24 protein-coding genes are annotated in these 24524 nt (G+C 72.0%); 16 read left to right on the top strand and 8 right to left on the bottom strand.

All coding sequences use genetic code 11. The features are described from left to right. The first annotated feature begins 43 nt into the window (after window positions 1-43). Window positions 44-586, top strand: coding sequence for a GNAT family N-acetyltransferase (locus ACFWBN_RS24975; RefSeq protein WP_385179161.1), 543 nt, complete (start codon window positions 44-46; stop codon window positions 584-586). A gap of 45 nt (window positions 587-631) precedes the next feature. Here ACFWBN_RS24975 and ACFWBN_RS24980 read toward each other — a convergent pair whose 3' ends face one another. Continuing rightward, the gene (locus tag ACFWBN_RS24980) at window positions 632-1315 is read right to left on the bottom strand and encodes a glycerophosphodiester phosphodiesterase (protein ID WP_385179163.1); all 684 of its coding nucleotides are present in this window, start codon (window positions 1313-1315) and stop codon (window positions 632-634) included. A gap of 180 nt (window positions 1316-1495) precedes the next feature. Beyond that, window positions 1496-2143 (bottom strand): PadR family transcriptional regulator, encoded by a 648-nt coding sequence (locus tag ACFWBN_RS24985; protein ID WP_385179165.1) that lies wholly within the window; start codon window positions 2141-2143, stop codon window positions 1496-1498. Between the two features lie 49 nt (window positions 2144-2192). Between ACFWBN_RS24985 and ACFWBN_RS24990 the strand changes: the two genes are divergently transcribed. From ACFWBN_RS24990 to ACFWBN_RS25010, 5 genes are all read left to right on the top strand, one after another. Continuing rightward, entirely contained in the window at window positions 2193-3314 is a 1122-nt protein-coding gene (locus ACFWBN_RS24990; protein ID WP_385179167.1) for an LLM class flavin-dependent oxidoreductase, read from the top strand. A gap of 248 nt (window positions 3315-3562) precedes the next feature. After that, a complete protein-coding gene (locus ACFWBN_RS24995) occupies window positions 3563-4969 on the top strand; it encodes a DUF6421 family protein (protein WP_385179169.1) in 1407 nt (468 codons plus the stop codon). Window positions 4970-4995: 26 nt separating this feature from the next. Continuing rightward, window positions 4996-5757, top strand: coding sequence for an SDR family NAD(P)-dependent oxidoreductase (locus ACFWBN_RS25000; RefSeq protein ID WP_385179170.1), 762 nt, complete (start codon window positions 4996-4998; stop codon window positions 5755-5757). After that, window positions 5736-6830: a threonine aldolase family protein gene (locus tag ACFWBN_RS25005; RefSeq protein ID WP_385179171.1), complete on the top strand. Its 1095-nt coding sequence runs from the start codon at window positions 5736-5738 to the stop codon at window positions 6828-6830. Before ACFWBN_RS25000 ends, ACFWBN_RS25005 begins: the two co-directional genes overlap by 22 nt. A gap of 87 nt (window positions 6831-6917) precedes the next feature. Next, a complete protein-coding gene (locus ACFWBN_RS25010) occupies window positions 6918-7517 on the top strand; it encodes a transglutaminase family protein (RefSeq protein WP_385179173.1) in 600 nt (199 codons plus the stop codon). On the opposite strand, the gene ACFWBN_RS25015 is transcribed toward ACFWBN_RS25010, so the two are convergent. Then, on the bottom strand, window positions 7462-8694 hold the full coding sequence (locus ACFWBN_RS25015) for an MFS transporter (RefSeq protein WP_385179175.1): 1233 nt from the start codon (window positions 8692-8694) through the stop codon (window positions 7462-7464). The genes ACFWBN_RS25010 and ACFWBN_RS25015 overlap by 56 nt on opposite strands. A gap of 255 nt (window positions 8695-8949) precedes the next feature. Between ACFWBN_RS25015 and ACFWBN_RS25020 the strand changes: the two genes are divergently transcribed. After that, window positions 8950-10152 (top strand): alginate lyase family protein, encoded by a 1203-nt coding sequence (locus ACFWBN_RS25020; protein WP_385179177.1) that lies wholly within the window; start codon window positions 8950-8952, stop codon window positions 10150-10152. A 79-nt stretch (window positions 10153-10231) separates the two neighbouring features. On the opposite strand, the gene ACFWBN_RS25025 is transcribed toward ACFWBN_RS25020, so the two are convergent. Further along, window positions 10232-10954 (bottom strand): lysophospholipid acyltransferase family protein, encoded by a 723-nt coding sequence (locus ACFWBN_RS25025; RefSeq protein WP_385179179.1) that lies wholly within the window; start codon window positions 10952-10954, stop codon window positions 10232-10234. Window positions 10955-11154: 200 nt separating this feature from the next. Here ACFWBN_RS25025 and ACFWBN_RS25030 point away from each other — a divergent pair, with 200 nt between their 5' ends. The 6 genes from ACFWBN_RS25030 to ACFWBN_RS25055 all read left to right on the top strand — a co-directional run bounded on the left by ACFWBN_RS25030 (window position 11155) and on the right by ACFWBN_RS25055 (window position 15862). After that, window positions 11155-11520: a TlpA family protein disulfide reductase gene (locus ACFWBN_RS25030; RefSeq protein WP_385179199.1), complete on the top strand. Its 366-nt coding sequence runs from the start codon at window positions 11155-11157 to the stop codon at window positions 11518-11520. A gap of 136 nt (window positions 11521-11656) precedes the next feature. After that, window positions 11657-11737: a putative leader peptide gene (locus tag ACFWBN_RS25035; RefSeq protein ID WP_356870695.1), complete on the top strand. Its 81-nt coding sequence runs from the start codon at window positions 11657-11659 to the stop codon at window positions 11735-11737. 61 nt (window positions 11738-11798) lie between these two features. Then, complete coding sequence (locus ACFWBN_RS25040) at window positions 11799-12329, top strand: flavin reductase family protein (RefSeq protein WP_385179180.1); 531 nt, start codon at window positions 11799-11801, stop codon at window positions 12327-12329. Window positions 12330-12529: 200 nt separating this feature from the next. Further along, entirely contained in the window at window positions 12530-13315 is a 786-nt protein-coding gene (locus ACFWBN_RS25045; protein ID WP_385179182.1) for an electron transfer flavoprotein subunit beta/FixA family protein, read from the top strand. A gap of 99 nt (window positions 13316-13414) precedes the next feature. After that, entirely contained in the window at window positions 13415-14377 is a 963-nt protein-coding gene (locus tag ACFWBN_RS25050) for an electron transfer flavoprotein subunit alpha/FixB family protein (RefSeq protein ID WP_385179183.1), read from the top strand. A 186-nt stretch (window positions 14378-14563) separates the two neighbouring features. Then, window positions 14564-15862 (top strand): DUF6986 family protein, encoded by a 1299-nt coding sequence (locus ACFWBN_RS25055; RefSeq protein ID WP_385179184.1) that lies wholly within the window; start codon window positions 14564-14566, stop codon window positions 15860-15862. A 29-nt stretch (window positions 15863-15891) separates the two neighbouring features. Here the strand turns inward: ACFWBN_RS25055 and ACFWBN_RS25060 are convergent, their stop codons facing one another. Next, window positions 15892-18147: a hypothetical protein gene (locus tag ACFWBN_RS25060; protein ID WP_385179185.1), complete on the bottom strand. Its 2256-nt coding sequence runs from the start codon at window positions 18145-18147 to the stop codon at window positions 15892-15894. 156 nt (window positions 18148-18303) lie between these two features. Here ACFWBN_RS25060 and ACFWBN_RS25065 point away from each other — a divergent pair, with 156 nt between their 5' ends. Next, entirely contained in the window at window positions 18304-18498 is a 195-nt protein-coding gene (locus ACFWBN_RS25065) for a hypothetical protein (RefSeq protein ID WP_385179187.1), read from the top strand. Here the strand turns inward: ACFWBN_RS25065 and ACFWBN_RS25070 are convergent. Next, window positions 18488-19477, bottom strand: coding sequence for a LacI family DNA-binding transcriptional regulator (locus ACFWBN_RS25070; protein WP_385179201.1), 990 nt, complete (start codon window positions 19475-19477; stop codon window positions 18488-18490). The two genes, ACFWBN_RS25065 and ACFWBN_RS25070, sit on opposite strands and share 11 nt — an antisense overlap. A gap of 188 nt (window positions 19478-19665) precedes the next feature. On the opposite strand from ACFWBN_RS25070, the gene ACFWBN_RS25075 reads away from it, so the two are divergent. Further along, a complete protein-coding gene (locus ACFWBN_RS25075) occupies window positions 19666-20703 on the top strand; it encodes an NUDIX domain-containing protein (protein WP_385179189.1) in 1038 nt (345 codons plus the stop codon). Between the two features lie 14 nt (window positions 20704-20717). Here ACFWBN_RS25075 and ACFWBN_RS25080 read toward each other — a convergent pair whose 3' ends face one another. After that, window positions 20718-21416, bottom strand: coding sequence for an MBL fold metallo-hydrolase (locus ACFWBN_RS25080; protein ID WP_385179191.1), 699 nt, complete (start codon window positions 21414-21416; stop codon window positions 20718-20720). A gap of 163 nt (window positions 21417-21579) precedes the next feature. After that, window positions 21580-22944 (bottom strand): dipeptidase, encoded by a 1365-nt coding sequence (locus tag ACFWBN_RS25085; RefSeq protein ID WP_385179193.1) that lies wholly within the window; start codon window positions 22942-22944, stop codon window positions 21580-21582. A 268-nt stretch (window positions 22945-23212) separates the two neighbouring features. On the opposite strand from ACFWBN_RS25085, the gene ACFWBN_RS25090 reads away from it, so the two are divergent. After that, a complete protein-coding gene (locus ACFWBN_RS25090; protein WP_385179202.1) occupies window positions 23213-24412 on the top strand; it encodes a geranylgeranyl reductase family protein in 1200 nt (399 codons plus the stop codon). The last annotated feature ends 112 nt before the right edge of the window (window positions 24413-24524 follow it).

Below are 24524 nucleotides of genomic sequence, written 5' to 3' on the forward strand. Positions count from 1 at the left end.
CTACCCGGCATGTCATATGCCACCGCGTGGAACGGAGCCCCCGATGTCGTCGACCGCCAACCCCGCAGCCCTGAGCTTTCGCAGCGCCGTCGAGGCGGACGTGACCGAGCTGGTGGCGCTCGTCGAGTCGGCGTACCGCGGTGACGCGAGCCGCGGCGGCTGGACCACGGAGGCGGACTTCCTCGACGGGCAGCGCACCGACGCGGACGGGGTCCGGCAGGTCATCAACACCCCCGACAGCGTCCTGCTGGTCGTCGAGCGTGCGGGCGAGCTCGTCGCCTGCTGCCAGCTCGAACACCGCGGGGACCACGCCTACTTCGGGATGTTCGCGGTCCGCCCCGGGCTCCAGGGCGGCGGCCTCGGCAAGGAGATCCTGGCCGAGGCCGAGCGCCGCGCCCTGGAGACCTGGGGCGCCAAGGAGATGCGGATGACGGTGGTGAACGTACGGGAGGAGCTCATCGCCTACTACGTGCGCCGCGGCTACCGGCGCACCGGCGAACTGAGCCCGTTCCCGTACGGCGACGAGCGCTTCGGCGTCCCGCTCCGCGACGACCTGGCCTTCGAGCTGCTGGTCAAGCCGCTGTAGCGGGCGCCGTCCCGGTGAGCGGCCCCGTCACGGTGAGCCGCCCCGTCACGCGGTGAAGCGGCCCGTACTGCGGATCTCCGGGAAGTCGGTGGCCGCGCCGTCCAGCCCCAGCGCCCGCGCGAGCCGCAGCTGGTCCAGGGTGTTGACCGTCCAGCCGGTCACGCGCAGCCCGGCCGCGTGCGCCGCCTCCACGGTCTCCAGGGCGAGCCGCCGGATGTCCAGGGCAATCGTTCCCGCACCCGCGGCCAGGGCCCGGCCCACGACGTCGTCCCCGTGCGGGCCCGCGTGCAGGGCGGTCCGCACGCCCGGCACCAGCCGGGCCGTCTCGACGAGCACCGCGCCGTCGGAGGAGGCCACCTCCACCCGGGCGGTCAGGTCGCGGCGCAGGATCAGCTCCGCGAGCGCCGCGGCCGCGGCCCGGTCCCGTACCGACACCTGGAGCGGGACCCGGACGGCGTCCAGGACCTCCTCGAAGACCGGCACCTGCTCGCCCTGGCCGGCGTCGAGGGCGCGCAGTTCGGCGAGGGTCAGATCGGCGACGGCCCCCGATCCGTCGGTGGTGCGGTCCACTTCGGGGTCGTGCAGGGCGACGAGTGCGCCGTCCTTGCTCAGTTGGAGATCCAGAGCGATGACGTCCATGCCGGAACGTTCCGCACGGACGAACGACCGGAGGGTGTTCTCCGGCTCGACACCCATGACCCCGCGGTGACCGATGGTGAGGAAAGTCAAGGTTCTCTCGCTTCCGTCGACGGCGGCTCCCCGCGCGGTCGCGGTGTCCCGACCGGCCGCGCGCGATGAGGACGCATGCTAGTGGGCCGAGGGTGCGATGGGACCGCCCGTGCAGCGTCCCGGAAGGGCGCACCGGCCGCTTCCCGCCGGGCTTGTCCGCGCTCTTGACCTCCTGCCGCGTCACCCGGCCGTGGGCGCGTCCCCATCGGCTTGACGGCCCGGGGTCCCGGCCTCGGGCGCGGCGTGTTCCCCGTCCTCGGCGAGGCCCGCCAGATCGGCCAAGAGGGCTTCCGCAAGCTCCAGTTCGGCCAGGTGCTGCCGTTCGCTCCAGCGCAGCGCGAGGGCGGGAAAGGCCCATTCCGGTACGTCGGCCGCGTGCTCCATGGCCTCCCGTACGGCGGCCAGCTCCTCCCGGGTGCGCTCCATGTGTTCGCCGACCATCGCGCGCAGGAGCTCGGGCTCGGCCAGGTGCCCCAGCCAGACCCGCAGGAGCAGCCCGTGCTTGAGCACCGGCGGCCCGGCCTCGGCGGTGTCGGCGGCCCAGCCGGCCAGGGCCTCGCGTCCCGCGTCGGTGATGGCGTAGCGGCGCTTGGCGCGTGCCTCCTCGGGGCCCGAGCGCGCGGAGGAGGCGTATCCGAGCTCCTCCAGCCGGCGCAGTTCCGCGTAGATCTGGCTGATCGCCGGCGACCAGTAGAAGAAGCGCAGCGAGGAGTCCGCCCACTTCTTCAGCTCGTAGCCGGTCCGTTCCCCCGGAAAGGAAAGGAGCCCGAGCACCGCCCACGCGGTCGGCGGCAGCTCTTGCTTCTTCGTCTTCTGACTACTAGTCATATTTCGAATTGAAGTGAGACCGGGCACGGGACGCACACCTGGAGGCACAGTGGAATTCTCCGTGATCTTCGAAGCTCAGCTTGCCGACCCGACGGTGGAACGGGAGCACCAGGTCATCCGCGACTGCGTCGGGCAGGCCGTGCTCGCCGAGCGTATGGGTTTCGACCGGATCTGGGCGGTGGAGCACCACTCGCTGAAGTGGTACGCACACATGTCGGCTCCCGAGATCTTCCTGACCTGGGTCGCGGCCAGGACGAACACCATACGCATCGGCCACGGTGTCGTCTGCATGCCCTTCAACTTCAACCATCCGGTGCGGGTGGCCGAGCGGGCCGCCATGCTCGACCTGCTCTCGGGCGGACGGGTCGACCTCGGGGCCGGGCGCGGCGCCACCGCGCAGGAGACCTCGCTGTGCGGGGTGGACAAGGAGCGCACCACGGCGGAGGTGGAGGAGGCCCTGCGGATCATCGGCAGGGCCTGGCAGGAGGAGGAGCTGGAGTACCACGGCGAGCTGCTCGACATCGATCCGCATCCGATCCTGCCGAGGCCCGAGCAGACCCCGCACCCGCCGCTGTTCCTGGCGTGCAGCCGGGGCGAGACCCTGGTGCAGGCCGCCGAGCTGGGGATCGGGGCCCTGGTGATGGGCTTCGCCGGACCCGAGTCGATCGCCGGGATGCGGTCCGTCTACGACGCCGCGATCGCCGGGCGGGACGGCAGCCGGTTCGTCTCCTCCGTGGTCAACGACCACTTCTCGGTGCTCTGCCCGACCATCGTGCTCGACGATCCGGAGGAGGCGCGGCGGATCGGCGTCCGCGGGCAGCGGTTCTTCGCCCAGTCCATCGGCCACTGGTACGGCGGGGCGGGCGTCCCGGACGAGGCCGTGGTCGCGGGCGCCGACGAGGCGGCGGAGATGCGCAGGGCCGCCGAGCAGGTGGTGGCCCGGCTCCACGAGCTGGACATCCCCGTGCGGCCGAACTCGACGGCGACCTTCAACGCCGACCACGCCTACGGGAGCGCCGACGACGCCATCGCCTACGTGGAGCGGCTTCGGGCGGCCGGGGCCGACGAGGTCATGTGCCTGATCCAGATGGGCACGGTGGAGCAGGAGGCCTGCCTGGAGACCCTGCGGCAGTGGGGCGAAAAGGTCATCCCGCACTTCCGGGGGTTGTGATGCCCGCTACAGCCACGAGTACGGCTGACGAGCCGGGCCATGGCTCCTGGGCAGTGGCCGGGGTACCGCCGCAGGCCCTGGAGGCCTTGGCGCGCCTGGGCGGAGCCACCGATTCCACGCTGACGAACGGGAAGACTTCCGGTGAAGCGGGGGGTCTCGCAGGATAATTTCCGGAGTTCCCTCTTGAGCGGGAGAGCCTCGCACGTTTACGCTGCCTTGACGTGAGGTTCTCCTGTGGAGGAAGTGACATGACGGAAACTCTTGTGCCGGGCGTCGGCGGTGCCGTGATAACCGCTGGGGCGCGGGTGGTCGACCACCCGGCGTGGCCCGAGCTCAAGGCCGCCGTGGAGGAGATCCGCCCCTGGCAGTCCGCGGACGGCTCCATCGACTTCGAGGCGGAGGGCGAGCACGCACGCGCCACCGTCTTGGCCGCCGTCGAGCGCGTGATCGAGGGCGTCGAGACGCTCTCCCCGCTGCTCCCGCACGCCAAGGAGTACCACCGGGCGCTCGTGGCCGACCTGCGCAAGTGGGCCGAGGGCGGTTTCCTCGTGCCGGACTTCCTCGACTCCCTGCTGGCCTTCCAGCCGGCCGCCGAGCGCGCCGACGGCGTCCAGCACCTGGTCGTCTTCCCCATGTACACGCAGAACGGCAACCCGGACCGCAATCTGGAGGCCGTCGTCCTGAAGATGGTGTGGCCCGAGTGGCTCGCCGAGCTGGAGCGCACCCGGTACGACAACCCGCTCTTCCTCGGCATCACCTTCGAGGACTTCACCCCGGGCTACGACACCAACTCCGCCGTGCTCTTCCCGGAGACCATCGCCGTGCGCGAGGCCCCCGAGCGCTTCACCTGGGGCGGCATCTTCTGCGACCGCGAGGCCGCGCGCTACCGCAAGGTCACCGAGGCGGCCGTGGACATCCTGGGCATCGAGCTGCCCGAGGACATCGCCCGCATGGTCGAGGACCAGGAGCGCTGCGAGAAGGCCTTCGTCCTGTGGGACATGGTCCACGACCGCACCCACAGCCACGGCGACCTGCCGTTCGACCCCTTCATGATCAAGCAGCGCCAGCCGTTCTGGATGTACGGCCTGGAGGAGCTGCGCTGCGACCTCACCGCCTTCAAGGAGGCCGTGAAGCTGGAGTCCGAGGGCAACGAGCACGGCCGTGACGTCCAGTACGCCGTCCTCTTCGACCGGATGTTCCGCTTCCCGGTCTCCGGCGACCGCAACCGCAACTACGACGGGCTCGGCGGCCAGCTGCTCTTCGCGTACCTCCACAAGCACGACGTCGTGCGCTGGACGGACAACAAGCTGAAGATCGACTGGATGCGCGCCCCGCAGGTCACCAACCAGCTGTGCGCCGAGATCGAGGACCTCTACCGGGCCGGCATCGACCGCCCGAAGCTCGTCCACTGGTTCAAGGCATATGAGCTGGTCTCCACCTACCTCGCACCGCACCCGGGCTCCAAGTGGGCCAAGGGCCCCGACGCCCTCGACCTGACGCAGCCGCCGCGGAAGCTCGTGGACGACGTGCTTCCGGACGAGTTTCCGCTGAGCATGTTCTATGAGGCGCTCGCCAAGAAGCTCAAGGGAGTGATCGCCTCCACCAAGGGCATCACCGCCCTGAACGCCGAGCGCGCCGAGCGAGTCGCCGCGTGAGCACCCGCCCTCAGGAGGCTGCACAGATGAACGGCTCCGGGAACGGCAACGGAAAGCTGCACGGAGCGGTGGTGGCGGTGGCCGGGGCCGGCGGGCCCGCCGGCCGCGCCACCCTGCTCCGCCTCGCCGAGGCGGGTGCTGTGGTCGTCGCGTCCGACGCCGATCCGGCGCGGCTCGCCGAGGCGGTCGACGCGGCGCGCTACGCCCACGGCGGCGCCACCGTCACAGGTGACACCGTGGATCTGCTCGATCTCGCCGCGACCAAGGCCTGGGCCGAGCGCACCGAGAAGGAATTCGGCCGCATCGACGGCCTCGTCCACCTCGTCGGCGGCTGGCGCGGCAGCACCACCTTCACCGACACCGACCTCGCGGACTGGGACTTCCTGGAGAAGCTCCTCATCCGCACGGTCCAGCACACCTCGCTCGCCTTCCACGACGGACTGCTGCGCAGCGACCGCGGGCGCTTCGTCCTGGTCAGCCAGTCGGGCGCGCACAAGCCGGTCGCCAACAACGCCGCGTACAACGCCGGCAAGGCGGCCGCCGAGGCGTGGACCCTGGCCCTGGCGGACTCCTTCCGCAAGGTGGGGGGCGATGAAGGCCCCGGTGCGGCGGCTGCGATCCTGGTGATCAAGGCACTGGTGCACGACGCGATGCGCGCCGAGCGCCCCAATGCGAAGTTCGCGGGCTTCACGGACGTCAAGGAGCTGGCCGAGGCCATCGCCGGCGTCTGGGAGCGGCCCGCCATCGATGTGAACGGACAGCGTCTGTGGCTCACTCCGCAACCGTGAGAACCGATGCCGGGAAGACCGACGCCCGGCGCCACCACGACCCGGCGGTGCGCGGTTTCGCGAGCGACAACTACGCGGGGGTGCACCCCGAGGTCCTGGCCGCCATCGCGCTGGCCAATGGCGGCCACCAGGTCGCCTACGGCGAGGACGAGTACACCGAACACCTGCAGAAGGTCATCCGCAGCCACTTCGGGCCGTACGCGGAAGCCTTCCCGGTCTTCAACGGCACGGGCGCCAACGTCGTCGCCCTCCAGGCCCTGACCGACCGGTGGGGCGCCGTGATCTGCGCCAAGACCGCCCACATCAACGTGGACGAGGGCGGCGCGCCGGAGCGGATGGCGGGCCTCAAGCTGCTCACCATCCCCACCCCGGACGGCAAGCTCACTCCCGAGTTGATCGACCAGGAGGCCTGGGGCTTCGAGGACGAGCACCGGGCCATGCCGCAGGTCGTCTCGATCACGCAGAACACCGAACTCGGCACGGTCTACACCCCGGACGAGATCAAGGCCATCTGCGACCATGCCCACGGCCTCGGCATGAAGGTGCACCTCGACGGCGCCCGGATAGCCAACGCCGCGGCATCGCTCGACATGCCGATGCGCAGCTTCACCAACGCGGTCGGCGTGGACGTGCTGTCGTACGGCGGCACCAAGAACGGCATGATGTTCGGCGAGGCCGTGGTGGTGGTCAACCCGGACGCGGTCCGGCGGATGAAGCACGTCCGCAAGATGTCGATGCAGCTCGCCTCGAAGATGCGGTTCGTGTCGGTCCAGCTGGAGGCGCTGCTCGCCAAGGACCTGTGGCTGCGCAACGCCCGGCACTCCAACGCGATGGCGCAGCGGCTCGCCGCCGGCGTGCGCGAGACGGACGGGGTGGAGATCCTCTACCCGGTGCAGGCGAACGCCGTGTTCGCGCGGCTGCCGCACGAGGTGTCGCTCCGGCTGCAGAAGCGTTACCGCTTCTACTTCTGGGACGAGGCCGCCGGCGACGTGCGCTGGATGTGCGGCTTCGACACCCAGGAGGAGGACGTGGACGGCTTCCTCCAGGCGCTGAAGGAAGAGATGTCCCGCTAGCCCAGCCGACGAGGCAACGGTGAATATTTATGCCCCCGGCCGTAAATCTATTGATCTACGGCCGGGGGTTTGCCTATGCTCCGGGCCATGCGACTGATCCAACAGAACCCTGACATTCATGCCTATTTGGCATCGGATGAGGCGATCGACCACTGGCATCCCCTCGTGCAGGAGACCGCGGACGCCCTCTGGTCGGCCACCGGAGATGTATACACATACGCCAAAGCTGCCTTCGAGTTCGTCCGCGACACCATCCCGCACTCGGCCGATTCCGGTGATGTGCGGGTCTCCTGGCGCGCCTCCGACGTGCTCGGCACGCGCAACGGCATCTGCTACGCCAAGTCCCACGCGCTCGTCGCCCTGCTGCGGGCCCAGGGCATTCCGGCGGCCCTGTGCTACCAGCTCCTCGCCGACGACGACGGGAGCAACCCCGTGATCCACGGGCTCGTCGCCGTCCGGCTGCCCGGCAGCGAGGACTGGGCCCGCATCGACCCGCGCGGCAACAAGCCCGGGGTGGACGCCCGGTTCAGCCTCGGCGAGGAGAGGCTGGCCTTCCCGGTGCGCCCGGAGCTCGGCGAGGTCGACTACCCCGAGCTGTACGCCGCCCCGCACCCGGCCACCCTCAAGGTCCTCAAGGAGTCCGCCGACCGGCCGGAGCTGTGGCGGAACCTTCCGTCCGCCCTGTAGCGACCACCGGCGGCGGTACGGGCCCCCGTCGCGCCGTCAGCACGTGCAGCAGGGCCGCCGCGAGCTGCACCCCGGCGATCCCGGTCAGCAGCATCCACGCGGGAGCGTCGGCCGCGAACCCCACCAGGGCCGCCCCGGTCGACGCCGCCGTCACCTTGAGCCCCGCGCCCAGGGTGAACACCTGCGTCCGCACCTCCTCCGGTGCGTGCGCCGCGCGGATCCGCAGCGTGGACGTGAGCAGCGGCCCGTCGCACACCCCCGCCACCGCGAACAGCGCCGCCGTGACGGCGACGGACGGCGTGAACGCCGCCGCGGCCAGGGCCACCCCGGTCCCGGCCAGCGCCCACCGCACCAGCCGGCCCGGCTCCACGGACGTCATCCGGCCCAGCGTCAGCGAGCCGCCGAGCGCGCCCACCGCGAAGGCCGTCATCAGCACGCCCCCGGCGCCCGGGCTGCCCAGCCCGGCGGCCAGCAGCACCGCCGTGGTGGTCAGCGAGCCGATGCCGACGAAGGCCAGGGTCGTCGCCGCGGTGACCGCCCGCAGCTCCCTCACGCGCCACAGGGCCGCGAGCCCCGCCCCCAGCCCGGCCCGGGGCGCGCCGGCGGTCCGGCCCGCGCGCGGATCCTCGTAGGGGAGGGTGGCCGCCAGCGCCGCGGCCAGCGCGGCCGACACCCCGAGGACGGCCATCGCGGGGCCGCCCGACCACAGTGCCGTGGCGAGGCTGACCGCCGCCGGCGCGGTGACGCCCGCGGCGTTGTAGGTCGAGGCGTCCCACCCGTACGCGCGGTCCCGCCCGGCCCCCGCCGGGACCAGTCCCGTGACCAGGCTGGACAGCCCGCCCGTGATCATCGGCCCGCAGCTGCCGCCGAGCACGGCCACGGCGAGCACCAGCGGCACCGGGGCCCGGCCGAGCAGCACGGCCAGTGCCGTCACGGCGGCCGCGAACCCGGCCAGGGCGCCGACGTGGAAGAGCCGCGGCCGGCGGGCCCGGGCCGCGGCGGCGCCCGCCAGGGGGGCCGCCAGGACGTGCGGAGCGAGCCAGGCGGTCAGGACGAAGGCGCCGTACGCTGCGCTCCCGGTGCGCTCCAGGGCGAGCAGCACCACGGCCATGGCCATGCCCTCCGAGGCGAACCGCGCGGCCAATGCCGCCGCCAGATACCGGCCGAACCCACCCATCCCGGACCCCCCGCAAGATGTGCAACCTGATAGTCCGACAAGACGTTACTCGCCGGGAATGCAGGGGGACTCGTGCCGCCGACGCTCGCGAATGCCCACGATGCCTGGCGCTGCCGTCGCCAGCTGGGAGGGCTGATAGGAAACTTTCTTGTCGGACAACGTTGTCAGCTTGGCATGGACATGAGTATCTTCGGGCCACCGGCCCCTCTCTCCGGCCCTTCTCTCTCCGGCACCCCTCCCACCGGAAGGCCCCCCATGCGTTTCGGAATCCCCGCCGCGCTCGCGACCCTGGCCCTCGGCTTGGCGGCGACCCTGCTTCCCGCCCCCACCTTCGCCGCGCCTCCGCCCGCCGCGGCGCCCGCCGCCCCCGCGCAGTTCGCCCACCCCGGGGTCCTCAACAGCCGCGCCCAACTGGACTTCGTACGCACGCAGGTACAGGCGGGCCGGCAGCCTTGGAAGGCGGCCTACGACCAGATGCTGGCGAGCAAGTACGGCTCGCTGTCGCGCACGCCCAAGCCGCGCGCGGTCGTCGAGTGCGGCTCGTACTCGAACCCGAACATCGGCTGTTCCGACGAGCGCGAGGACGCCATCGCCGCCTACAGCCAGGCGCTCGCCTGGTACATCACCCGGGACGCCAGGTACGCCAAGAAGTCGATCGAGCTGATGGACGCCTGGTCCGCGACGATCAAGGACCACACCAACAGCAACGCGCCGCTGCAGAGCGGCTGGTCGGGCTCCACCTGGCCGCGCGCCGCCGAGATCATCAAGCACTCGTACACCGGCGGCTGGCCGAACCAGGGGCGCTTCGCGACCATGCTCCGCGACGTCTACCTGCCCGAGGTGATCGGCGGGAAGCCGAACAGCAACGGCAACTGGGAACTGATCATGATGGACGCCGCCGTCGGCATCTCGGTCCACCTCGACGACCGCGCGAGCTACGACAAGGCGATGGGCATCTACCTCGGCCGCGTCCCCGCCTACTTCTACCTGGCCTCCGACGGCGCGCAGCCGCTCTACCCGCCGCGTTCGAGCATCGACACGAAGGGTGAGCTGATCGACTACTGGCACGGCCAGAGCACCTTCGTGGACGGCCTCGCCCAGGAGACCTGCCGGGACTTCGGCCACACCGGCATGGGCATCGCGGCGGCCATGCACGTCGCCGAGACCTCAAGGATCCAGGGCCGCGACCTGTACCCGCAGTTCAAGGACCGCTTCCGGCACGCGCTGGGCTTCCACGCCGGCTACGAACTGGGCGAGGCGGTGCCCTCCTGGCTGTGCGGCGGGAGCCTGACCAAGGGCATCGGCCCGGCGACCGAGGTCGGCTACAACGCCCTGCACACCCGGCTCGGCGTCACCATGGAGAAGACCCGCGGCCTCACCGAGGGGCGTCGGCCCGCGGGCACCGAGAACCACTTCGAGGCCTGGGAGACCCTGACCCACGCCGAGAACCCCAACTGAGCACCGGTCGCGGCGAAACCGCCGCAGGCGAAGGCAACGGCCCCGCGACGCGGGGCCGTTGCCCGTCCGTCCGGACGGGTCAGCCGGCTTCCTTGACCTGGGCGGCCGTCGGGGCGGTGCCGCCCAGGTGGGCCGGCAGCCACCAGGAGTCGGCGGCGTCCTTGGGCTTGTCCGGGTAGGCGCGCTGCGCCGCGTCCAGCAGCTCCTGCACGCGCTCGCGCAGGCGGCGGGTGATGGCCCCGGCGTACTGGTCCGTCGGCGCCTCGATCGGCTCGCCCACCCGCATCGTCACCGGGATGTGGCTGCGCTTGAAGTTCTTCGGGCGGCCCTTGGTCCACAGCCGCTGGGTGCCCCACAGGGCCACCGGGATCAGCGGGACGCCGGCTTCCTGGGCCATGCGCGCCGCACCCGACTTGAAGCTCTTGAGCGTGAAGGACTGGGAGATCGTCGCCTCCGGGAAGACGCCGATGATCTCGCCCGCCCGCAGCGAGTCCAAGGCGTGCTGGTACGCCGTCTCACCCTGCTTGCGGTCCACCGGGATGTGCTTCATCGCGCGCATCAGCGGACCGGACACCCTGTGCCGGAACACCGACTCCTTCGCCATGAAGCGCACCAGGCGCTTCTGCGGCCGCGCGGTCAGGCCGGCGAAGATGAAGTCGAGGTATCCGATGTGGTTCGACACCAGGACGGCCCCGCCCTTGCGCGGGATGTTCTCGGTGCCCTTCATGTCGATGCGGATGTCCAGCGCACGGAAGAGCCCGTGGGCGGCGCCGATCACGGGAGGGTAGACGAGCTCAGCCATGGTGGGGAGACCCCGCTTTCTGCCTGGGGAGGTGCTCCCGGCCGGAAGTTACGGAAGCGTAGGTACGCGACCATGGGGATCGTGCCCCATACGCGGGCTGCTGGCCAGCCCAGACGCTCGTGCCCGGCGAGATTCTCGTCACGCCGGGAATGCGGACAGTGTCCAGGGCGCTGGCTCCAGCGTATGTGCCCACGGGGATGATGTACCCGTACGGATGGCGACGAGGGGAGCACGCTGTGCTCGGGCAGGACGACGGGCGGGCCGTGCTGGGCGCCGCGGAGCTGGGCGAGGAGCCGGGGGAGCGGGCCAGCCTGGTGCAGTTCTCCAGCGCGTTCTGCCAGCCCTGCCGGGCCACCCGGCGGATCCTCGCCGACGTCGCGGCGATGGTGGAGGGGGTCGCGCACATCGAGATCGACGCCGAGGACCGGCTCGATCTGATGCGTGCCCTGGGGATCGAGAAGACCCCGACCGTGCTCGTCCTGGACGCGGCGGGCCGGATCGTCCGGCGGGCCGCCGGGATGCCGCGCAAGGTGGATGTGATCGCCGCCCTGGGGGCCGCCGTATGACGCCCGCCGTACGCCCGCCGTACGACGGCGCCGCGGGCGAGGAGCGCCGGTGCACGCGCCCGCACGCAGCGTGACGCGCCTGACATCTGACGGATCCCGCTTGACTGTGTACACGGGGAATCGCGAGTCTTGCGGCATGCGGTATGAACTCCTGCTCTACGGACGGGTCCACGTGGACCTCGTCCGCTACGCGAGCGCGCGCTGTTGGGATCACTGAACGCCCCCGACCCCTGATCCCCGACCGTGCCCGCGCACCGCGCGGCAGAAGGAAGACCCCGATGACCGCTCCTGCGGCCCCGACGGCTCCGTCCCCCCGATCCGGCACCGGACTCCCCGGCTCGCCCGACCTCCTGCGCTCCGTGTTCCGGCAGCATGCCGCCGGAGTGGCCGTGATCACCGCCCAGACCGGCGGCCGGCCGGCGGGCTTCACCGCGACCTCGCTCAACTCCGTCTCCGCGGACCCGCCGCTGCTCTCCTTCACCATCGGCACCGGGGCCTCCAGCTGGCCCGCCGTGCGCGACGGCGAGTACCTCGGCGTCCACATACTCGGCGAGCACCAGCGGGAGCTGGCGGGCCTGTTCGCCCGCAGCGGAGCCGACCGCTTCGGGCCGGCCACCGACTGGAGCGTCGGACCGCACGGGGTGCCGGTCCTGGACGGCGTACTGGCGTGGCTGGCGTGCCGGGTGGTGGCGAGGGTGCCGGCCGGCGAGCATCGTGTGATCATCGCGGAGGCGGTTGCGGGGGATCCGACCGGGGAAGGTCGTCCCCTGCTCTACCACCAGGGTCGCTTCAACGCGTTGCGCGACTGAATCGTCCCTGCTGGGGCGCGTCGGGCGGCGTTGGACAGATCACAGTTCACCGGCCTTGCACCTTCGCGAGACCCACGGTGTACTGACGAGTAACATTCCCTTCGGAGCGCGGGCCGCCCCGACCGGGATCCGCCCGACAAGGCGCCTATGCTGCCTGCACAAGGCGGTACCAGAAAAGACGATGCGGTAGGAGAGCCGGCGTGAGCCTGAGGATCGTTGTCTGTGTGAAGTACGTGCCCGACGCCACCGGCGACCGGCAGTTCACCGAGGACTTGACCGTCAACCGTGACGACGTCGACGGCCTGCTGTCGGAGCTCGACGAGTACGCCGTCGAGCAGGCGCTGCAGATCGCCGAAGAGGCCGACGACGCGGAGATCACCGTCCTGACGGTGGGCCCCGAGGACGCCAAGGACGCGCTGCGCAAGGCGCTGTCGATGGGCGCCGACAAGGCCATCCACGTCGAGGACGACGATCTGCACGGCACCGACGTCATGGGCACCTCGCTGGTGCTCGCCAAGGCGATCGAGAAGGCCGGCTACGACCTGGTCATCACGGGCATGGCCTCGACCGACGGCACCATGGCCGTGCTCCCGGCGATCCTGGCCGAGCGCCTGGGCGTCCCGCAGGTCACCCTGCTCTCCGAGGTCAAGGTCGAGGACGGCACCGTGACCGGCCGCCGCGACGGCGACACCGCGAGCGAGACCCTGGAGGCCTCCCTCCCCGCGCTCGTCTCCGTGACGGACCAGTCGGGCGAGGCCCGCTACCCCTCCTTCAAGGGCATCATGGCCGCCAAGAAGAAGCCGGTGGAGTCCTGGGACCTGGAGGAGCTGGAGATCGAGGCCGACGAGGTCGGTCTGGAAGGCTCCTGGACCAAGGTCGACTCCGCGGCGCAGCGCCCGGCGCGCACCGCCGGCACGATCGTCAAGGACGAGGGCGAGGGCGGCAAGCAGCTGGCCGGCTTCCTTGCGGAGCAGAAGTTCATCTAAGGCACAGCCCTGGCCGGCCAGAAGTTCATCTTTTTTGAGAACTTCGGCCAACCCCCTCAATAGCCCCCAGACACTTCGCAATAGCAGGAGAGCAGTCCCATGGCTGAAGTTCTCGTCTACGTCGACCACGTGGACGGCGCCGTCCGCAAGCCCACCCTCGAGCTGCTGACGCTGGCCCGCCGCATCGGCGAGCCCGTCGCCGTCGCCCTGGGCGCCGGTGCCGCCGACACCGCCGCGGTGCTCGCCGAGCACGGCGCGGTCAAGGTCCTCACCGCCGACGCCCCCGAGTTCACCGAGTACCTCGTCGTACCGAAGGTGGACGCGCTCCAGGCCGCGTACGAGGCCGTCTCCCCGGCCGCCGTGCTCGTCCCGTCCTCCGCCGAGGGCAAGGAGATCGCCGCCCGCCTGGCCGTCCGCATCGGCTCCGGCATCATCACCGACGCCATCGACCTGGAGGCGGGTGACGAGGGCCCGGTCGCGACGCAGTCCGCCTTCGCCGCGTCCTTCACCACCAAGTCCCGTGTCTCCAAGGGCACCCCGGTCATCACCGTGAAGCCGAACTCGGCTCCGGTCGAGGCCGCTCCGGCCGCCGGCGCCGTCGAGGCGCTCGCCGTCACCTTCGGCGCCCTGGCCACCGGCACCAAGGTCACCGGTCGCACCCCGCGCGAGTCGACCGGTCGCCCCGAGCTGACCGAGGCCGCGATCGTGGTCTCCGGCGGCCGCGGCGTCAACGGCGCCGAGAACTTCCACATCATCGAGGACCTCGCGGACTCCCTCGGTGCGGCCGTCGGCGCCTCGCGCGCCGCCGTCGACGCCGGCTGGTACCCGCACTCCAACCAGGTCGGCCAGACCGGCAAGTCGGTCTCCCCGCAGCTGTACATCGCCTCCGGCATCTCGGGCGCGATCCAGCACCGCGCCGGCATGCAGACCTCGAAGACCATCGTGGCCATCAACAAGGACGCCGAGGCCCCGATCTTCGACCTGGTCGACTACGGCGTGGTCGGCGACCTCTTCGCGGTCGTCCCGCAGCTGACCGAGGAGATCAAGGCGCGCAAGGGCTGACCTGCGCTTCTCTTCGGAGTTCTCTTCGTCGCCTGATGTTCTCGGGGCCGTGTGGTGTTTCTCACCGCACGGCCCCGAGTCGTTTGTCCAGGAGAGCGGAGGGACCATTGACTGAGCGGAACCCCGTGACTAAATTCTGCAATGCGGATCTAAGCTTCCGTGAAGCGGAAAAGAGGAGAGTGCACGATGGGTCAGCAGGAGAAGGTGGCGACGAGCCTCGCAGGCGCGGTCAGTGAGGGCATCAGCGCCTCCCTCGCGCCGGTGGACGCGGAACTCGCGCGCCACTACCCGGGCGACCCCGGCACCCGCCAGCCGATCCACACGGTCTACGTGCCCGGTGACGTCTTCGCCGCGGACACCATCCGCTCCTGGGGCGACCAGGCCCTCGCCGCCCTCGACGAGCACGCCCCGGACGCCGCGACCTTCGCCAAGGTGCTCGGCATCTCCGACGAGCTGGCCGTACCGGTCTACGACCGCGTCCGCGCCAAGCTCCTGCGCGAGCCGATCGAGGACCTCCGCGTCGACTTCGAGGACGGCTTCGGCGTCCGCTCCGACGAGGAGGAGGACCAGGCCGCGGCCCGCGCCGCCCGTCTGATCTCCGAGGCGTACTCCAACGGCACGAACGCCCCGTACATGGGCATCCGCATGAAGTGCATGGAGTCCAACGTCCGCGACCGCGGCATCCGCACCACCGACATCTTCCTGTCCGGCCTGCTCGCCCACGGCGGCCTCCCGGACAACCTGGTCCTGACCCTGCCCAAGGTGACGTACGCCGAGCAGGTCACCGCCTTCGTCAAGCTGCTGGAGGCCTTCGAGACCACCCGCGGCCTGCGCCCGGGCCGGATCGGCTTCGAGATCCAGATCGAGACCAGCCAGTCCATCCTCGCCTCCGACGGAACCGCCACCGTCGCCCGCATGATCGAGGCCTCCAAGGGCCGCGCCACCGGCCTGCACTACGGCACCTTCGACTACAGCGCCTGCGTCGGCGTCTCCGCCGCCTACCAGGCCAGTGACCACCCCGCCGCCGACCACGCCAAGGCGATCATGCAGGTCGCGGCCGCCGGCACCGGCGTACGCGTCTCCGACGGCTCGACGAACGTCCTGCCCATCGGCACCACCGAGAAGGTCCACGAGGGCTGGCAGCTGCATTACGGCCTGACCCGCCGCGCCCTGGCCCGCGCGTACTACCAGGGCTGGGACATGCACCCGGCGCACCTGCCGACCCGCTACGCGGCCGTCTTCACCTTCTACCGCGAGGGCCTCGAAACCGCCGCCGCGCGCCTGAAGGCGTACGTCGCCAAGATCGAGGGCGACGTGATGGACGAGCCCGCCACCGCCAAGGCGCTGGCCGGCTACCTGGTCCGCGGCCTCGACTGCGGCGCGGTCGGCGCCGAGGAGGTCACCGCCCTCACGGGCCTGACCCGCGCCGAGCTGGACGCCTTCGCGATCCCGCGCCGCTCGGCGACGCTGACGGCGACGGCCTGATCCCTACGCGCGCGAGGCCCGGCCCCGGTTCACCGGGGGCGGGCCGTCGGCGTGCGCGGGCCCGGCAGCAGCCAGCAGCGCAGGGTGCCGTCGTCCCCGGAGGCGGCCAGCAGGCTCGCGTCGGGGGAGAAGGCCACACCCCGGACGGCTCCGGTGTGGCCCGTCAACGGGAGATCGGTGGCGGGCTCACCCGTGGCCGGGTCCCAGAGCTGCACGGTGCCGTCCGCGCCGGCGCCGGCGAGCAGATGTCCCTGGGGGGAGAACGCCAAGTCGTACACCGGCCCGGAGTGCCCGGAGAGGTGGCGGCCGGGGCTCCTGGGGGCGGTCGTGTCCCACAGCAGGACGGTTCCGTCGGCGTCGCCGGTGGCCAGCAGGCGGCCGTCCCGGGAGAAGGCCACGGCGGTGACCGTGGTCCGGTGGGCGTCCAGCTCCCGGGCGGGGCGTTCCGGGGTGGCGGGATCCCACAGCACCACCAGCCCGCCCATCACGGCGGCCAGCAGGCTCCCGTCGGGAGCGGCGGCGAGGGCGAAGACGTCCGACACCCACGGCGGAACGTGCGCGGCGACCGTGCGGCCGTCGGCCGTGTTCCCGATGAGCACCCGCCCTTCCGCGCCGATCATGGCCACCTGCCAGGCGGCGGCGCAGAACGCGACGCTCTCCACCAGGGACACGGGGCGGCCGGGCGTCCTGGCCGGGGTCCACAGCACGGCCGGGCCGCCGCCGGCGGGGAAGTCCAGGGCCCAAGGGGCGGAACCGGGCGGCAGGAGCAGGGTCTCGGGCAGCGGGACGCGTGCCGCCGGATCCAAGACGAGGATCATGCGGTGCTCGGTGCGGACCAGGAGGCGGCCGCCATCCGGCGAGAACGCCAACCGGCGCAGGGCGACTCCGCTCTCCGCCGCCAAGGGAGGCAGAGCTACGGCCTGACGCTGACGCAAGGCGGAGTCGAGGGCTCGTGCCGCGAGCGGCAGAGAAGGCGAGGGCGCCGCGTACGGCTCGTCGTGGTACACCACCAGGGTGTCGGCCTCGCCGCAGACGGCGAGCATACGGCCGTCGGGGGACATGGCCAACCGGTCGAACGGACCCTTGTGCCCCGCCAGGGGCGGGCCCAGGAGAGTGGCGGTCGAAGGGTCCCACAGGCGTACGGTGCCGTGGTCGCTCATGGTGGCCAGCAGGCGGCCGTCCAGGGAGAAGGCCATGGTGTCCCCACGGCCGGCCGCTTCGGGCAGCCTGCACGCCACGGTGCCGGTCGCGGTGTCCCACAGCAGGGTCTCCTCCCTGACGGTCGTGGCCAACAGGGCGCCGTCGGCGGAGAACGCGGCCCCGATGGTCTCGGGGAGCGTCTCGATGAGGGGCTTGCCGATGCTCGCACTGGTCGCGAGATCCCACAGACGTAGCGTGTGCCTGGTCCTGAGCGCGGCCAGGATGCTGCCGTCGGAGCGGCAGAGCATTGTCTTGACCTCGCCGATCAGAGGCGATCCGGCGAGCTCTCCGGTCGCCGTATCCCAACGGTGGACGATCTCGTCGTCGGCCGTGACCAGTGTCCGGCCGTCCGCCGCGAAGGCGATCACGCCGATGGAGCTGTGGTGGCCGAGCAGGGGCGGCCCTGCCCGCTCGAGCGTCTCGGTATCCCACAGGGTGACCGCGCCCCCGTCGTCTCCGACGGCCAGGAGGTGGCCGCTGGGGGAGAACGCCAATGAGAATGCGAGGCATCCGCCTTCGAGCTTGCCGATGGCGACTCCGCGGACAGGATCCCACAGTTGGATCACTGCGCATTCTTCGGTCTCCCCGGACACGGCGAGGATCCGGCCGTCGGGCGAGAACACCGCACACCAGTTGTTGTTCCCGCATGTGTTGAGGACGTGGGCCACGGCGAAGCCGGTCCTGCCGACGGAAACGGGTGCAGGTCCCGGAAGGGGGGCTCGCTGAGCCGTGACGGACTCAGGTGCTGGGGAGCGCCGGACCGGATCCAGGGCGGCCAGGTCGCGCCAGCGGCGGCGCCAGGGTTCCAGTTCGGGAGAGTTGTGGGGCGGGACAGGCCGCTCCTGCCCGAACTCGTCGTAGGAGTGGAGGATCCGGACCAGGCCCATGAGGCGGTCCAGGCCCGGAAGGCGGTCACCACGGAACGCGTCGCTCTGGGTGGACACGGGAAGCCGGATACCGGTCTGGGACTTCGCAGCACGCGCGGCCAGTTCGCGGTACGACGGCTTGCCCCGGTCGAGCCGCAGTCGACGCAAGTCCGCGGCGAACGACTCCAGTTCTTCGCTGAATGCACGCACGCTGTCCATCACCGCACAGGTTAGGGGCGTGCCGGGCGCTCCGCCGGACAATCCCGAACAGCGTGGAACGGCGCCGGTCAGTGCCGGTGTCCGGCGGTGTTCGGAGGCGGTCCGGGTCGTTCGGCTCAGGCGGCGCGCGGGCTCGAAGGGCGGTGGAATCGGGGCATGACCACGCCCCCGGAGACCGATCCGCCCTTCCTGACCCTGCACGCCGCCGTCGTGCTCCTCGGCGCCCTGTTCGCCGGCTTCGTCACCGGCGGGCTGAGCTACCTCGGCGGAGTGCCGACTGCGCTGGCCGTCCTCGCCGGGCTCGCCGCCGCCGGCGGGGCCGTGCCCGTGCTGCGGGGGCTCATCCGCTGACCGGCGGGAGTTCGCCCGAGCCGCGGGGGATGAGGCGGGTCGGGAGCTCGATGCGGGACGGCGGGAGGTCGGTTCCGGCGAGGCGTTGGAAGAGGCGGTCCGTGGCCACCCGGCCCAGTTTCGCCGGGTCCTGGGCGACCACCGTGACGCCGGGGCGGAGCAGGTCGGCCAGTTCGAAGTCGTCGAAGCCGACCAGGGCCACCGGGTGCTCCCGGTCGGCGAGGACCCGTACCAGCGTGACCGTCACCCGGTTGTTGCCGGCGAAGACGGCGGACACCGCCTCCGGGCCCGCGAGCATCGCGCGCGCCGCCGCCGCGACCCGGTCGGGGCCCGTGGAGCCGAGGGAGACCCAGGCATCGGCCACCGGCAGGCCCGCGTCCGCCATCGCCGCCCGGTAGCCGCGCAGGCGCTCCGTCGCCGTGTGGATGCGCGGGTGGTCACCGATGAAGCCGATCCGGCGGTGGCCGCCCGCGATCAGGTGGGCCACCCCGTCCCGGGCGCCCCCGAAGTTGTCCGAGAGGACGACGTCCGCGTCGATCCGGCCGGCCGGGCGGTCCACGAACACCGTGGCCACGCCGGCCCGGATCTCCGGCTCCAGGTAGCGGTGGTCGTCACCGGCCGGGATCACGATCAGCCCGTCCACCCGGCGGGCGCACAGCGCGAGCGCCAACTCCCGCTCCCGTTCCGGGTCCTCGGCGCTGGAGCCGTTGATGAGCAGGGCGCCGTGCGCGCGGGCCACCTCCTCCACCGCACGGTTCAGCGGACCGTAGAAGGGGTCCGCGAGGTCCTCGAGGACCAGGCCCACGGTGGCGGTACGGCCCTTGCGCAGCACGCGTGCGCTGTCGTTGCGGCGGAACCCGAGGGCGTCGATGGCCTCCTGGACGCGCCGTTCGGTGTCGGGGGTGACGCCGGGCTCGCCGTTGACCACGCGCGACACCGTCTTCAGGCCCACGCCCGCCTGGGCCGCCACGTCCTTCATGGTCGGCCGGTTGCCGTAACGGGGGTCGGACGGGCGGCGGCTGTGGGGCACGGTGGGAAACCTCCGGAGGTATCGGGCAGCGCTCTGACCTTGAGGATAAGCAGTAGGCCCAAGTTGAGGTTTCCGTGGCAGGGTGGTGCGGGCAAGCCACTGGGGGCTCCGGACGAGCCATGGGGAGAGGGGTAGACGTGATTGTCTGGATCAACGGCACATTCAGTGCCGGAAAGACCAGCACGGCCCGCGAACTGACCGGAATCCTGCCGGACAGCACCCTGTTCGACCCGGAGTTCATCGGTGACGCGCTGCGCGTGCTGCTGCCGCGCAAACGTCTCGCGGAAGTGTCCGACTACCAGGACCTGCCGAGCTGGCGGCGGCTGGTGGTGGACACGGCGGCGGCGATGCTCGCGGAACTGGGCGGGGTGCTCGTCGTACCGATGACCCTGCTCAGGCAGGAGTACCGGGACGAGATCTTCGGCGGGCTGGCGGCCCGTCGGATCCCGGTGCGCCATGTGCTGCTGGCCCCGGCGGAAACGATCCTGCGCGAGCGGATCGCCACCCGGGAGGAGCCCGGGTCGCCGCAGGAGGTGGACCTCCGGGTCCGCCAGTGGGCCTACGACCACATACCGGTGTACCAGCAGGCACTCGGCTGGCTGACCGCCGACGCGCACCTCGTCGACAACGGCGCCCTGACCCCGCGGGAGACGGCGGAGCGGATCGCCGAGGCCGTCCGCACGGACACGGCCCGGGTCAGCGAGATCGTGCAGAGCCCGGAGCCCACGCGGGAGACGGTGGCCTCCGGGGTGCTGCTCTTCGACGACCAGGACCGGGTGCTCCTCGTGGATCCGACGTACAAGGCGGGCTGGGAGTTCCCGGGCGGCGTCGTCGAAGCCGGAGAGGCACCGGCGTGCGCGGGCGTACGGGAGGTCGCCGAGGAACTGGGCCTCGTACTGGACCGGACGCCGGGCCTGCTGGTGGTCGACTGGGAGCCCCCGCTGCCCCCCGGCTACGGAGGGCTGCGGCTGCTCTTCGACGGCGGCCGCCTCCCGGACGGAGCGGCCGAGCGCCTCAGGCTGCCCGGCCCGGAACTGCGGGCCTGGCGCTTCGTCACGGAGGCCGAGGCCGCCGCCCTCCTCCCGCCGCACCGCTACGAGCGGCTGCGCGGGGCCCTGCGCGCCCGCGAACGCGGCCGCCCCCTCTACCTGGAGGCGGGTGTCCCGGTCGGCTGAACCCCGCCGGGGGATCAGCCGGTCGGAGTGTCGGCGGCCGCCTTCGCCAGGGCGGCCGCGGTGTCCACCGTCAGGGGGTCGCCGTGGCCGAAGCAGGCCGTGGACGGGGCGAGGGCGGCCAGGCGTTGGAAGGACTCGACGGCCCGGGCGCGGTCCACGTTGAAGACGCCCAGCATCAGCGGGCCGACGGCGGCGATGCAGTCCCCCGTGAACAGCACGCCGTAGTGCGGGAGATGGATGCCGATGCTGCCGTCCGTGTGGCCGGGGGCGTGCACCACGTACGCCCCGTCCCCGAAGCCCAGGGCCTCGCCGTCCTCCAGCTCCCGGTCCACCGGGGTGGGCGAGGCCTCGGGGACGGTCAGGCCGTGGGCGTACAGCGGGATCTCCCAGTCCAGCAGCACCGGTTCGGGTACGGGCCGCTCGCCCCGGATCACCGGTGCGTCCAGACGGTGCGCCAGCACCTGCGCGCCCCAGCGGGCGGCGAGTTCGCCGGCCGCGCCGACGTGGTCGCGGTGGCAGTGGGTGAGGACGATCCGCTCCAGCCCTTCGGGCGGCAGCCCGAGGGAGCGTATGGCCCCCTCGATCTCGGCGGCGGACCGGGCGTTGCCCGCGTCGATGAGGGTGAGGGCTGCGCCGTCCTGCCAGAGATAGGCCTGGCCGATAGGGAAGCGGAGCATGTGGAGCCGGTTCGGGATGATTTCGACAAGATCCATACGCCCGACGCTACGGATCCGGGTCCGCCCCGCGCACGCGACTTCACCGGGAGCGGAGTCCGCCGAGAGCGGACGCTGCCGGGGGTCCGCCCCGGAAAGCCCGGGCGGAGGCCGGGGCCGCTCGCGCGGCGGCGCCGCTCCCCGGCCCCGGCCCCCACCGGGGTCAGCCGCGCTTGGACTCCGCGTAGTTGACCAGGAAGAGGGCCTCCGCCACGGAGAGCCGCTCCAGTTCCTCCGGCGACACGCTCTCGTTGACCGCGTGGATCTGCGCCTCCGGCTCGCTCAGCCCGATCAGCAGCATCTCCGCCTCCGGGTACAGCTCCGTCAGCGTGTTGCACAGCGGGATCGAGCCGCCCATGCCGGCGACCTGCATCTCCTGGCCCGGGTACGCGGCCTGGAGCGCCGCCGCCATCGAGGCGTACGCCGGGCTGCTCGTGTCCGCCTGGAAGGGCTGGCCCTGGCCGACGACCTCCAGCTCCAGGCGCGCCTTCCACGGGGTGTGCGCCACCAGGTGCGCCTCCAGCAGCTTGATGGCCGCCGAGGTGTCCACGCCCGGCGGCACCCGCAGGCTGATCAGCGCGCCGGCGCTCGCGTGCACCGACGGGGTCGCGCCGACCACGGGCGGGCAGTCGATGCCGAGCACCGTCACGGCCGGGCGGGCCCACAGCCGGTCCGCGATCGTGCCGTCGCCGATCAGCTCGACCCCGTCCAGCACCTTCGCGTCGGCGCGGAAGTCCGCCTCCGGGTACTGCAGGCCCTCCCAGACCGCGTCGGAGGCCAGCCCGTCGACGGTCGTCGAACCGTCGGCCGCGCGCAGCGAGTCGAGTACGCGGATCAGCGCGGCCAGCGCGTCGGGGGCCGCGCCGCCGAACATGCCGGAGTGCAGGTTGCCGCCCAGTGTGTCGATCTTCACCTTCAGCAGGGTCATCCCGCGCAGGGTGGCCGTCACCGTCGGCAGGCCGAGGCGGAAGTTGCCCGCGTCGCCGATGACGATCGTGTCCGCGGCCAGCAGCTCCGGGTGTGCCTCGGCGTACTGCTGGAGGCCGCCCGTGCCCTGCTCCTCGGAGCCCTCGACGATCACCTTCACGCTCACCGGCACCCCGCCGTTGGCCTTCAGGGCGCGCAGCGCCAGCAGGTGCATGATGAACCCGCCCTTGCAGTCGGCGGAGCCGCGCCCGTACCAGCGGCCGTCGCGCTCGGTCAGCTCGAAGGCGGGGGAGATCCAGGCGGCGTCGTCCAGCGGCGGCTGCACGTCGTAGTGCGCGTAGAGCAGAACGGTCGGCGCGCCCTCGGGCCCGGGGAGGAAGCCGTACACCGACTGGGTGCCGTCGGGGGTGTCGAGCAGCGCCACGTCCTGGAAGCCCTCGACGCGCAGGGCGTCCGCAACCCAGTTGGCGGCGGCCTCGCTCTCGCTCTTGGGGAACTGCGCCCAGTCCGCGACCGACTGGAAGGCCACCAACTCGGTGAGCTCCTGCTTGGCGCGGGGCATCAGCGAGGCGATGGTCTCGGCGATCGGATTCTGGGACATGGGCACGCTCCTCTTGGGTGCGACGTTGTTCTCAGTAGTACGCCGCCCGGATCCGCGTGGTGGGCGTATGCCGGGTACGGCGAAGACAGTCCCGATCCTCGCACAACAGGACGGGGCGGAGTCTCGCCGTAGGATTTGCCCGGCATCGGAGCAACCGGGTGATCAGGAGCATCAGCACATCGTGAGCAGCGACGACGACGTACGCGACGCAAGCGCAGGGCAGGCCGCGCAGGGGGCCGGGGACGAGGCGGTCGGGGGGACCGGCGAGGTGTGGGACGTGGTCGTGGTCGGGGCCGGACCGGCCGGCTCCTCGGCCGCGCACGCGGCGGCGACGGCGGGGCGGCGCGTCCTGCTGCTGGAGAAGGCCGAGCTGCCCCGGTACAAGACCTGCGGCGGCGGCATCATCGGCCCCTCGCGCGACGCCCTGCCCCCGGGGTTCGTGCTGCCGTTCAAGGACCGCATCCACGCGGTGACGTTCTCGCTCGACGGGAAGCTGACCCGGACCCGGCGCTCGAAGCAGATGCTGTTCGGGCTCATCAACCGGCCGGAGTTCGACGCCGGACTGGTCGCCGAGGCCGAGAAGGCCGGCGCCGTCATCCGTACGGGTACTGCCGTGGCCCGCGTGGAACAGCACGGGGCGGCCGTGCCCGACCGGCGCACGGTGGCCGTGGTGCTCGCGGACGGGGAGACCGTCCTGGCCCGCGCGGTGGTCGGCGCGGACGGCAGCGCGAGCCGGATCGGCGGGCACGTCGGGGTCGAGATGGAGCAGGTGGACCTCGGCCTGGAGGCGGAGATCCCCGTCCCGGAGACGGTGGCGGAGGACTGGAAGGGGCGGGTGCTGATCGACTGGGGCCCGCTGCCCGGCAGTTACGGCTGGGTCTTCCCCAAGGGCGACACCCTCACCGTCGGGGTCATCTCGGCGAAGGGGGACGGCGCCGCGACCAAGCGCTACCTGGACGACTTCATCGCCCGGCTCGGACTCGCCGGCTTCGAACCGGCGGTCTCCTCCGGGCACCTGACCCGCTGCCGCAAGCCCGATTCGCCGCTCTCGCGCGGCCGGGTGCTCGTCGCGGGCGACGCGGCCGGGCTGCTGGAGCCGTGGACCCGGGAGGGCATCTCCTTCGCGCTGCGCTCGGGGCGGCTCGCGGGGGAGTGGGCGGTGAAGATCTCCGAGGCACAGGACGCGGTGGACGCGCGCCGCCAGGCGCTCAACTACGCCTTCGCCGTGAAGGCGGGGCTGGGTGTGGAGATGGGCGTCGGCAAGCGGATGCTGGGCGTCTTCGAGGCCCGGCCGGGGATGCTGCACGCGGCGATCACCGGGTTCCGGCCGGCGTGGCGGGCCTTCGCCCGGATCACGCGCGGCTCGACCACCCTGGCCGACATGGTGCGGACGTACCCGCTCGCCCGCCGGGTGCTGCACGCACTGGACGCACGCCAGGCGGCGCGTGCAGGCGGCGGCCGGGGCTAGCGCCGTGACCGGGAAGGTTCACCGTACTGGGGAGTCGCGCGGCGAGCGGTAGGTCGGGGTGGCGGTGGTGGCGCTTGCGCCCGGCCGCCCCGGCCGCCCCGGCCGCCCCGGC

Source organism: Streptomyces sp. NPDC059989, assembly GCF_042736975.1.
Taxonomy (GTDB): domain Bacteria; phylum Actinomycetota; class Actinomycetes; order Streptomycetales; family Streptomycetaceae; genus Streptomyces.